Origin of the sequence: Phytoactinopolyspora endophytica (assembly GCF_004138495.1) — a bacterium.
Classification (GTDB): domain Bacteria; phylum Actinomycetota; class Actinomycetes; order Jiangellales; family Jiangellaceae; genus Phytoactinopolyspora; species Phytoactinopolyspora endophytica.
Genome location: NZ_ML142866.1, coordinates 5,175 through 16,142, shown reverse-complemented (window position 1 = coordinate 16,142; position 10,968 = coordinate 5,175). Strand labels below are relative to the sequence as shown.

Genomic DNA, 10,968 nt, shown 5'->3' with positions numbered 1-10,968 from the left:
ACCTGTTCAAGGCGGCGGTGTTCGGCAACGACCCGAACTGGGGCCGGGTCTTGGCCGCCGTCGGGACCACGGACGCGGTATTCGAGCCCGACCAGATCGACATCGCCATCAATGGCGTCACCGTGTGCCGGTCCGGCGGCACCAAGGTCGGTGACCCGGCGGAGAACGTCGACATGTCGAACCGGCACGTCGTCGTCGAGGTCGCCCTGGGCGCGGGCGGGGAGACAGCGACGGTCCTCACCAGCGACCTCACACACGACTACGTCCACGAGAACTCGGCGTACTCCACATGAGCGGCATCGAACTCGACCTCCACACGGCCGTTCACCCGTCGGCACCCAACGTGCTCCTGGTGTCCTGCGGAGCGTGGCCTAGAGCGCTCGGTGTGCAGGACGCAACGCGGCGTAGCGTCCTGCGGAGTGTGGCCCTGGACGCTCGGATTGCAGGACGCAACGTGGTCACAGAGGAACTCTTGGTGGCGGAGGCGGGGAGCGCGTGGTGACCGAACAGCATGAGGCACTGGCGAAGGCCGGGGTGCTGGTCGAGGCGCTGCCGTGGATGAAGCGGTTCCACGGCAAGATCGTCGTCGTCAAGTACGGCGGCAACGCGATGATCGACGACAAACTCAAGCGCGCCTTCGCCGACGACATCGTCTTCCTCCGGCTCGCCGGCCTCAAGCCCGTCGTGGTGCACGGCGGCGGCCCGCAGATCTCGAAGATGTTGAAGAAGCTCGACATCGCCAGCGAGTTCCGTGGCGGCCTACGGGTCACCACCCCGGAGGCGATGGACGTCGTCCGGATGGTCCTGGTCGGTCAGGTCGGTCGGGAGCTGGTCGGGCTCATCAATGCGCACGGCCCGTTCGCCGTCGGGCTCTCCGGCGAGGACGCGGGGTTGTTCACCGCGGAGCGGCAGTCCGCCATCGTCGACGGCGAGGAAGTGGACATCGGGCTGGTCGGCGACGTCGCCGAGGTCAACGCGGACGCCGTCCTGGACCTGATCGACGCGGGCCGGATCCCGGTCGTCTCGTCGGTGGCGCCCGACGCGGACGGCGTGGTGCACAACGTCAATGCCGACACCGCGGCCGCCGCACTCGCCGTCGAGCTGAACGCCGAGAAGCTCGTCGTCCTCACCGACGTCGAAGGGCTTTACCGGGACTGGCCGAGCAGCACCGACATCGTGAAGGAGATCTCCGCGGCCGAGCTCGCCGACCTGGTCCCGAGCCTCGACGCGGGCATGGTGCCGAAGATGCGTGCGTGCTTGCGTGCCGTCGACGGCGGGGTACCGGAGGCGACCGTCATCGACGGGCGGCTGCCGAACTCGCTCCTCCTCGAGGTATTCACGGACGAAGGGGTAGGAACGATGGTGGTGCCGTCATGAGCCGCACCGACATGAGCCACAACGATGAACTGACCCAGCTGACCGGTGGGACCGCGCTCGCATCCGACGCATGGCTGGACCGCTACGGCGACGCCCTCATGAACACGTTCGGGCGCCCGCAGCGGGTCCTGGTCCGCGGCGAGGGCTGCTACGTCTGGGACGCCGACGGCCGCCGTTACCTGGACATGCTCGGCGGGCTCGCGGTCAACGCGCTCGGTCACGCGCACCCATTGCTGGTGTCCGCCGTCACCTCGCAGCTTGCCACACTCGGACACGTGTCGAACTTCTTCGCGTCGCCGCCGCAGATCGCGCTGGCCGAGCGCCTGCTCGAGCTTCTGAGGCCTGACGTGGCCGGGCCGGCATCGACAGCGCGGCCGGCGGATGATGTCTCCGACGCCGCAGGTCGTGGGACGGGCCCAGGCACCGGCCGGGTGTTCTTCACCAACTCCGGGACGGAGGCGAACGAAGCCGCATTCAAGATCGCTCGCCGTACCGGCCGCACCAAGGTGGTGGCCGCGGACGGTGGCTTCCATGGGCGGACGATGGGCGCTCTCGCCATGACCGGCAAGGCGTCGATCAGGGAGCCGTTCGAGCCGTTGCCGGGTGGCGTCGTGCACGTGCCGTTCGCCGATGTCGACGCGCTGCGCGCAGCGGTCGACGACGAGACGGCGGCCGTCGTCCTGGAACCGGTGCAAGGCGAAGCGGGCGTCGTGCCCGCGCCCGACGGGTACCTCGCCGCGGCACGGCAGGTCACTCAGGAACACGGTGCGTTGCTGATCATCGACGAGGTGCAGACCGGCATCGGGCGCGTCGGGCACTGGTTCGCGCACTCCGCCGACGGCGTCGTGCCGGACGTGGTGACCGTCGCCAAGGGCCTCGGCGGCGGCATCCCCATCGGCGCGTGCATCGGCCTCGGCGAGGCAGCGGACCTGCTGGGTCCGGGGTCGCATGGGACGACGTTCGGCGGAAACCCGGTGGCGGCGGTGGCCGGGCTCGCAGTGCTGCACGCGATCGAGCGCGACAACCTCCTGGACAACGTGCGAACGGTAGGCCGGCATCTGGCGGATGGCGTGCACGCGCTCGAACATCCGTTGGTCGATCGGGTGCGTGGCCGCGGGTTGCTGCTCGGCATCGGCCTGACCCGCGAGGTCGCGCCGCAGGTGGCCGCCGCCGCATTGGATGCGGGGATCATCGTCAACCCGGTCAACGCCGGCACCATCCGGCTGGCCCCGCCACTCGTACTGAGCACGGCACAGGCGGAGGAGTTCCTGGCTGCGCTGCCGAAGGTGCTCGACGCCGTGCACGCGACTGCAGAGGAAGCCGACGGATGACGCCCGAGTCTCGCTCGGGGTGTGCTTCGTGGCTTCACGTAACGCATGACCCACAGTTTCCGGCTCTATCCGTTACTGGAGGCCACGAAGTGACGGTTGACAACGGTAAGGAGGAGGCGACGTGACGATCAGGCATTTTCTCGCCGACGACGATCTGGACCCCGGCGAGCTCACCGAGGTCCTCGACCTTGCTGACGAGGTCAAGGCGGACCGGTTCGCACGCCGTCCCCTGGATGGGCCGCAGGCGGTCGCGGTCATCTTCGACAAGCACTCGACCCGGACCCGGGTGTCGTTCAGCGTCGGTATCGCCGAGCTGGGCGGTTACCCGCTGGTGATCGACGCGCAGACGTCGCAGATGGGCCGGGGCGAGCCGATCGAGGACACCGCGCGCGTGCTCGACCGTCAATGCGCAGCGATCGTCTGGCGGACGTTCGAGCAGAACCGGCTGGCCGCCATGGCCGCCGCGTCGTCGATTCCGGTGGTGAACGCGCTGACCGACCTCTACCACCCGTGCCAGCTCCTTGCCGATCTGCAGACCGTGCGTGAACGCAAGGGCACGCTGGCGGGCCTGACCTTGACCTACGCGGGCGACGGCGCGAACAACATGGCCCATTCGTACCTGCTGGCCGGGGCCAACGCCGGCATGCACGTGCGGGTCGCGGCGCCGGACGGCTACGCGCCGGATGCGGCGGTGCTGACGAGGGCGGCTGCGCTCGCCGAGCGGACGGGAGGCTCGGTCGCGCACGTCGTCAACCCGATCGACGCGTTCACCGGTGCCGACGTGCTGGCGACGGACACCTGGGTCTCGATGGGTCAGGAAGGCGAATCCGCGGACCGTGAGGCCCCGTTCGTGCCGTATGCGCTGACCTCGAAGGCGCTGGACGCGGCCGCGCCTGAGGCGATGGTGCTGCACTGCCTGCCGGCGTACCGCGGCAAGGAGATCGCCGCCGACGTCATGGACGGCCCGGCCAGTGCGGTCTGGGACGAGGCGGAGAACCGGTTGCATGCCCAGAAGGCGTTGCTGACCTGGCTGCTGGAGAAGTCCCGACCGGGCTCGGCGGGGAGGTGAGATGGCGCAACCGACGACGCGGGCGGCACGGCACGGGCGGATCGCCGAGATCCTGGCCCAGCGCCCGATCCGTTCGCAGACCGAGCTTGCCGAGCGGTTGGCGGAGAGCGGGATCGAGGTGACGCAGGGCACTCTGTCGCGTGATCTCGACGAGCTGGGCGCGGTGAAGATCCGGCACTCCCAGGGCGGGCTGGTCTACGCTCTGCCCGGTGAGGGCGGCGATCCCACACCACGGGCGGCGGAGGAAGGAGCCATCGACGCCCGGCTGATCCGGGTCTGCGAGGAGATCCTGGTCTCGGCTCGCAGCTCGGCCAACCTCGTCGTCCTTCGCACGCCGCCCGGTGCCGCGCAGTATCTGGCGTCGGCCATCGACCATGCCGCCCGGCCCGAGCTGCTGGGCACCATCGCAGGGGACGACACCGTACTGGTGATCAGCGCCGATCCCGCAGGGGGAGAACGCATCGCCGGGTGGTTCCTGACTCTTGCCGAAGGGGGCACACCGGACAACGGTGCCGCTCAGGACAACGGCGCCGCTCAGGGTGTGACGACGACACCGCCGGCTGCGGCGGCTGCCGGCCCGGCCCATCCCGAACACTGACTGAATCGAATACCTAAGGAGTCCTACACCATGTCCACGTCCGAGAAGATCGTCCTCGCGTACTCCGGAGGACTCGACACCTCAGTGGCAATCGGGTGGATCGCCGAAGCAACCGGCTCCGAGGTCGTCGCCGTCGCGGTCGACGTCGGTCAAGGCGGCGAAGACCTTGACACCATCCGCAAGCGGGCGCTGGAGTGCGGCGCCGTCGAGGCGTACGTCGCCGATGCACGCGACGAGTTCGCCGACGAGTACTGCCTGCCCGCGCTGAAGGCGAACGCGCTCTACATGGACCGCTATCCACTGGTCTCCGCGCTGTCCCGGCCCGTCATCGTCAAACACCTGGTGAAGGCTGCACAGCAGCACGGCGCCAGCACGGTCGCGCATGGCTGCACCGGTAAGGGCAACGATCAGGTCCGGTTCGAGGTCGGGATCACCTCTCTGGCGCCCGAGCTGAAATGCATCGCTCCGGTGCGGGACCTGGCGTTGACCAGGGACAAGGCGATCGAGTATGCCGAGAAGAACAACCTCCCGATCGAGACCACCAAGAAGAACCCGTACTCGATCGACCAGAACGTGTGGGGCCGGGCGATCGAGACCGGCTTCCTGGAGGACATCTGGAACCCGCCGATCGAGGACATCTACAGCTACACCCAGGACCCGGCCGGGCAACGTGACCCGGACGAGGTCGTGATCACCTTCGATGCCGGCCGCCCGGTGGCGATCGACGGTGAGACGGTGACCATGCTGCAGGCGATCGAGATCCTGAACCAGCGCGCCGGTGCCCAGGGCGTCGGCCGGCTGGACATGGTGGAGGACCGGCTGGTGGGCATCAAGAGCCGCGAGGTCTACGAGGCGCCCGGTGCGATCGCGCTGATCACCGCACACCAGGAGCTGGAGAACGTCACCGTCGAGCGCGAGCTGGCCCGGTTCAAGCGGACCGTCGACCAGCGGTGGGGCGAGCTGGTGTACGACGGGCTCTGGTCGTCGCCGCTGAAGGATGCGCTGGACGGTTTCGTCGACGAAGCGAACAGCTACGTCTCGGGTGAGGTGCGGATGACGCTGCATGGTGGCCGGGCCGTGGTGACCGGCCGGCGTTCAGGTCAGAGCCTGTATGATTTCGGCCTCGCTACATACGACACGGGCGACACCTTCGACCAGTCGAACGCCAAGGGCTTCATCGAGTTGTTCGGCATGTCGACGAAGCTGGCGGCGGTCCGGAACCAGAAGAACACCTGAGTCAAGCGTCCATGAGCATCGGCGATGTGTCTGCTGAGACGCACAGCCGGTCGCCGGTGATCATGAGACAGTAGGACGCCGACGTCGCCCTTGAACAGATGGAGAGACACATGCCCGAGTCCGCTATCCCCACACCTGGAGATCTGTTCCCCAAACCGGGCGGGCCGAAGGGTGGCAAGGCCGCGACACACGACGATGAGAAGGACGCGCCGGCCGGCTCCGAGACGTCGAAAGCGGACGAAGGCGACGAGGCACCGGCGCACCGCGATGAGCGCACGGCGAGGCCGGCGGATGAGCAGACCGGCGCGCCCGAGCAGAACGGCACGCCCGAGCAGACCGGCGCGCCCGCACACGGGAGCGGGACAGCACCGGCGGGCCTGTGGGGCGGTCGATTCGGCGGCGGTCCCGCGGAAGCACTCGCGGCCCTGTCCAAGTCCACGCAGTTCGACTGGCGGCTCGCTCCGCAGGACATCGCCGGCTCGAAAGCACACGCCAACGTGCTGAACCGGGCGGGTCTGCTCACCGACGATGAGCTCGCAGGAATGACAGACGGCCTGGACCGGCTGGCTGCCGACGTCGCGGCCGGGGCCTTCACACCTGCGGTCGACGACGAGGACGTCCACACGGCGCTGGAGCGGGGACTGATCGAGCGGGTGGGTCCCGAACTCGGCGGCAAGCTGCGCGCGGGGCGTTCCCGCAATGACCAGATCGCCACCATGCTCCGGATGTATCTGCGCGACGCGGCGCGCGTCGTGGCCGGGCAGGTTCTCGACGTCGTCGAGGCGCTGGTCGCGCACGCCGGTAACCACCTCGGGGTGGCGATGCCCGGCCGGACGCATCTGCAACACGCACAGCCGGTGCTCCTCTCACATCACCTGCTGGTCCACGCGTGGGCGCTGCTGCGGGATGTGGACCGGTTGCGCGACTGGGACCGTCGCGCGGACGCCTCACCGTATGGATCAGGGGCGCTCGCCGGCTCGTCGCTGGGGCTGGACCCGGAGTACGTCGCCCGCGAGCTGGGCTTCTCGGGCTCCGTGGAGAACTCGATCGACGGCACCGCGTCCCGGGATTTCGCCGCCGAGGCGGCGTTCGTGCTCGCCATGATCGGTGTCGACGTGTCCCGGCTGGCCGAGGAGATCATCCTGTGGGCCACCAAGGAGTTCTCCTTCGTGGAACTCGACGACGCGTGGGCCACCGGCTCGTCGATCATGCCGCAGAAGAAGAACCCCGACGTGGCCGAGCTTGCCCGGGGTAAGGCGGGGCGTCTGGTCGGGAACCTCTCCGGCCTGATGACGACGCTGAAGGCTCTGCCTCTCGCGTACAACCGTGACCTGCAAGAAGACAAGGAACCGGTGTTCGACTCGGTCGACTCGCTGACGGTGCTGCTGCCGGCGTTCGCCGGCATGGTGGCCACATTGCGCTTCAACACCGAACGCCTGGAGGAGCTGGCTCCGCAAGGTTTCTCGCTGGCGACGGACATCGCCGAGTGGCTGGTGCGGCAGGGAGTGCCGTTCCGGGAGGCGCACGAGATCGCCGGCAGCTGCGTGCAGCTGTGCGAGAAGCGCAGCATCGAGCTGTGGGATCTCACCGACGACGACCTGGTGGCCGTCTCGCCGCACCTGACGCCGCAGGTGCGCGACGTGCTGTCCGTCCCGGGCGCGCTCGCATCCCGATCGGCTAAGGGCGGAACGGCCCCGGACCGGGTGCGGGAGCAGCTCGCTACCGCGCGCACCGAGGTCACCAAAGCGCGGGCCTGGACGGACAAGGCCACGACGGCCTGAGTGCCGGTTCTGGTGCCCTGGGGTAGGGGTCTGGAGGCATTGACTTGCGTGTGCGCTTTGGCTCGGTTGGTCTGTGGCCCGGCTGGGCTTTAGCCTCCAGACCCCTATCCCAGGGCACCAGAACGGAGTCCGAGCTAGGCCGCGGGGAACCTTGATCAGATGCGAGTTTGGGGCGCTATGACGCCTCAAACTCGCATCTGATCAGCACCGCTGCGCTGTCTTCGGGACGGTGGAATGAGTGTCGGCGGTTGGTCAGCGCTTGTGCGGCTGCAGCGTGGTCTCCCATCGGACCGAGCCGTCGACGCCGATCAGCCGCACCGTCAGATCCGCGGTCTCGCCGTCGATGGATACCTCGCCGACGTACTGGTGGCCTTCCGCGGGGGACGTGTTCGCCCTCGGCGGCGCCTCGACGAACACCGCCTCTGGTCCGAACGTCGGGTCCAGCTCGTTGGGGCCGAACGCGCCGGCGTTGAGTGGGCCGGAGACGAACTCCCAGAACGGGTCGAAGTCGGTGAACGCCGCACGTTCGGGGGAGTAGTGGTGCGCGGCGGTGTAATGGACGTCAGCGGTGAGCCACACGTGGTTGCGGATCCCGTTGCTCTTGAGGAAGGAGAGCACCGGAGCGATGTCCAGCTCACGACCTGCCGGCGCACCTGGCCGCCCGTTGGCGATGCCCTCGAGCGCGTCACCGTCCGGGACGACGAGCCCCAGCGGCAGGTCGGCCGCGATGACCTTCCAGACCGCGCGTGACCGCTTGAGTTCGCGCTTGAGCCACTCGGTCTGCTCGTGTCCCAGCACGCCGCCATCGGGGACGGTCTCCGTGCCGTCGGTGTTCGGGTCCTTGAAAGTGCGCATGTCGAGTACGAAGACATCCAGCAGCGGGCCGTACTGGATCCGCCGGTACACCCTGCCCTCGCCGTCGGTGTGCGTCGGGGAGATCGGAACGTACTCGAAGAACGCCTGCCGTGCCCGCGCCGCGAGGACATCGACGCTCTTCTCGGTGTAGCGGTCGTCGTCGAGGATCTCTCCGGGATACCAGTTGTTGACTACCTCGTGGTCGTCCCACTGGTTGATCTGCGGCGTGCGGGAGAGGAACTCGCGCCAGTTGTCGGCCATCAGGTTGTACGCGTACTGGCCGCGGAACTCGTGGAGTGTCTCGGCGACGTCGGCCTTCGGGTCCGTCACCACGTTGCGCCACACGCCACCGTCGGGCAGCTCCACGGTCTCCTCCAGCGGGCCGTCCGCGTAGACGGTGTCGCCGCTGCAGAGGAAGAAATCGGGATCCAGGTCCAGCATGACGTCGGCCATCCGGAAGCCGCCGTATTCCGGGTTGATTCCCCAGCCCTGCCCGGCGATGTCACCGGACCAGACGAACCGGACGTCGTCTCGCTTCCGGGGAGCGGTGCGCAGCCGGCCGCTTACCTCTTCACCGGTAGCGGAGCTGTCCGGGTCCTGCGCTCGTACGCGGTAGAACAGGTCGGTGCCGGGCGGCAGGCCTCGCAGACCGATCCGTCCGGTCAGGTCGGTGTCCGGGGTGATCAGTCCGCTGCGCATGCGGCGGGGATGCCGGAACGACGGGTCACGCGAGATCTCGACGACGAGGCGTGCCGGGCGGTCCACCTTGGCCCACACGGTGCCCGTCGTCGCCGTGACGTCCCCGGACTGCACGCCGTGAGTAATCGACGGCAGACCGGAACGCACGAAGGCAGCGGCGCCGCGGCGGGATGTGGGAGAGGACGTGGTAGAGGCGGAGGCGGGGAACGCACCGATGGCCGCGGAGCCGAGTGCGGCGGTACCGAGGGCGAGCGATCCGGTGAGCAGTGAGCGTCGATTGAGATCAGCCATGACCGCATAGTGGTGGCCGGAATCGACATCCCGGTGTCGCGAGGATGGGGCGCAGATGAACCTCTCCGACGGCGACGGGTTATCCTGCCGAGCGTCTGTGTGCGTCCCCGGCGTGCGGACGGTTCGCGTCACCGAAGAAGGAGAGAACTCCGTGCGCCCCTCCTCGTCTCCGGGCCGGGCGCAGACGGTGCGCCTGCGCGACGCCGGCCCGAACCCGTGGCACTACCTGCCCGGGCTCATGGCATCCGGGTTCGTGTGCCTGCTGTTCGTGATGCCGCTGTCCATCATGGCGGCGGACGAAATCGAGCCGGGCAATGGCGTGTGGACGGTGCTGTGGCAATCGGAGTTTCGTGCCCTGACGATCTCCGCGCTGGTTACTGGCGCCGTGGTCGCGGCCCTCCTCGTCGTCGCTCTGGTTCGTCTTCCCCGTGCGCTGGCGGCCCGCGCGGTAGTGGTCGACGTGGCCGGCTTCGAGGCGGTCGAACGGCCGAGGTGGTGGTTCCGGGGCCGGCAGGCCCGCATCGCCTGGGAGGACGTGCAGGTCATCAGTGCCGAGGATGCCGGGCACGGCAGCTCTGATCAGAGCCCGCGAACGGCACAGCGGCTGCTCGACCTCTATCTGACCCGCGATGTTCCCGGTGTGCCGCCGTTCGTAGCGGTGACGCGTGTCGATGAGCCCGATGTCGACATCGAAGGGGTACGCGTCCCGTCGTATCGGGCGCGCATCCAAGGTCTGATGCCCCGTTCCGCTATGGACGTCCAAGAGCTCGCCGAGGCAGTGGGCTCGGTGCGGCCGGACCTGTTCTACGCGGGCATCCGAGTGGATCAGTGGTACATGCCCCCTCCGGACGCGCGGGCCGGCGCCACGGGTCGAAGCGGAGCCGGGCGAGCTGTGGCGGGCGTCGACACCGATGCCATCTCGCGCCCGTCGCCCCAGACGCTGCGGCGACCCGGCGCTCCGGTACGGCTCGATTATCGTCACCCGTCGTGGCAGATCGTCGGAACCATCTTTGGCCAGATCGCGGCGATAGCGGGCTGCTGGTACCTGATGAACAACCCGTTCGGCTGGAGCACGGTCCCGGCCGGGCTTCTCGCCCTACTGCTCGTGACGCCGTTCCTGTTCTGCTGCGGCACGCTACCCGCCGCACTATGGATCATGCCGAGGTACACGGCTCGTGTCGGTATCGAGGTCGGGCCGCTCGGGCTGACCGTCACCCGCAAGCGGCCATGGAGGCTACGCGCGACCGTCTCCACCGACATTGCGTGGGACAGGGTCCAAGCCGTCGTGGCGCGTGGCAGCTCCGGGACGGCCGCGCCGTCGGGAAAGCGCCGCCGCTCGGTCGACATCTACCTGCACGACGGACGGGACGAGCCGTACCCGGTTCCCGGCGTCGGCACGGACATGTCGGTGTCTCGGCGCCTTCTGCCGGACTCCAGCGGGACAGACCCGCTGGTCGCCTTCCCGGCCACGAGGCTCAGGCTGACCTACCGGCATGACCTGGAGCCGCGCGGGCGGCAGCGTTGGGAGAGCCCGGATGGTCCGGGGCCGGACACCCTGGCGCTGCCCCCGTACCATCTCCGCCCTGCCCTGCTGGCGTTCCGGCCGGAACGGTGCCACGGTTTCGACGACCTGTGGAGTGGTATCGATGGTCACTAGCGGCACCGATGCGTACGACGCTCGCCTACCTGCGGCCATCGACCATGCCTGGCGCGGAGCCGACCGCCCGGTCA

The 10,968-nt window shown here is 68.7% G+C and carries 9 protein-coding genes; 8 read left to right on the top strand and 1 reads right to left on the bottom strand.

Features of this window, described 5'->3' with window-relative positions; genetic code table 11:
* The 7 genes from ELR45_RS41550 to argH all read left to right on the top strand — a co-directional run.
* Window positions 1-293: bifunctional ornithine acetyltransferase/N-acetylglutamate synthase (locus ELR45_RS41550; RefSeq protein WP_240760177.1), on the top strand; the 293-nt coding region annotated here is incomplete at its 5' end.
* Between the two features lie 265 nt (window positions 294-558).
* Entirely contained in the window at window positions 559-1,377 is an 819-nt protein-coding gene (gene argB, locus ELR45_RS27015; protein WP_129669208.1) for an acetylglutamate kinase, read from the top strand.
* A complete protein-coding gene (locus tag ELR45_RS27010) occupies window positions 1,374-2,708 on the top strand; it encodes an acetylornithine transaminase (protein ID WP_240760175.1) in 1,335 nt (444 codons plus the stop codon). Before argB ends, ELR45_RS27010 begins: the two co-directional genes overlap by 4 nt.
* Before the next feature lie 127 nt (window positions 2,709-2,835).
* Window positions 2,836-3,777, top strand: a complete 942-nt coding sequence (gene argF / locus ELR45_RS27005; RefSeq protein ID WP_129669206.1) for an ornithine carbamoyltransferase — start codon at window positions 2,836-2,838, stop codon at window positions 3,775-3,777.
* Between the two features lies 1 nt (window position 3,778).
* Window positions 3,779-4,375: an arginine repressor gene (locus ELR45_RS27000; RefSeq protein WP_129669104.1), complete on the top strand. Its 597-nt coding sequence runs from the start codon at window positions 3,779-3,781 to the stop codon at window positions 4,373-4,375.
* Window positions 4,376-4,405: 30 nt separating this feature from the next.
* A complete protein-coding gene (locus ELR45_RS26995; RefSeq protein WP_129669103.1) occupies window positions 4,406-5,611 on the top strand; it encodes an argininosuccinate synthase in 1,206 nt (401 codons plus the stop codon).
* Between the two features lie 110 nt (window positions 5,612-5,721).
* Entirely contained in the window at window positions 5,722-7,392 is a 1,671-nt protein-coding gene (argH, locus tag ELR45_RS26990; protein ID WP_205857348.1) for an argininosuccinate lyase, read from the top strand.
* A gap of 252 nt (window positions 7,393-7,644) precedes the next feature.
* Here argH and ELR45_RS26985 read toward each other — a convergent pair whose 3' ends face one another.
* Entirely contained in the window at window positions 7,645-9,237 is a 1,593-nt protein-coding gene (locus ELR45_RS26985) for an alkaline phosphatase D family protein (protein WP_129669102.1), read from the bottom strand.
* Window positions 9,238-9,388: 151 nt separating this feature from the next.
* Here ELR45_RS26985 and ELR45_RS35890 point away from each other — a divergent pair, with 151 nt between their 5' ends.
* Window positions 9,389-10,894, top strand: coding sequence for a hypothetical protein (locus tag ELR45_RS35890; protein WP_165368130.1), 1,506 nt, complete (start codon window positions 9,389-9,391; stop codon window positions 10,892-10,894).
* The last annotated feature ends 74 nt before the right edge of the window (window positions 10,895-10,968 follow it).

What these genes read in the sequence shown, in the direction of transcription:
- argH (WP_205857348.1), top strand. Translation starts at nt 5,722, where the DNA reads ATGCCCGAGTCCGCTATCCCCACACCTGGAGATCTGTTCCCCAAACCG.
- ELR45_RS26985 (WP_129669102.1), bottom strand. Translation starts at nt 9,237, where the DNA reads ATGGCTGATCTCAATCGACGCTCACTGCTCACCGGATCGCTCGCCCTC.
- ELR45_RS26995 (WP_129669103.1), top strand. Translation starts at nt 4,406, where the DNA reads ATGTCCACGTCCGAGAAGATCGTCCTCGCGTACTCCGGAGGACTCGAC.
- ELR45_RS27010 (WP_240760175.1), top strand. Translation starts at nt 1,374, where the DNA reads ATGAGCCGCACCGACATGAGCCACAACGATGAACTGACCCAGCTGACC.
- ELR45_RS27000 (WP_129669104.1), top strand. Translation starts at nt 3,779, where the DNA reads ATGGCGCAACCGACGACGCGGGCGGCACGGCACGGGCGGATCGCCGAG.
- argB (WP_129669208.1), top strand. Translation starts at nt 559, where the DNA reads ATGAAGCGGTTCCACGGCAAGATCGTCGTCGTCAAGTACGGCGGCAAC.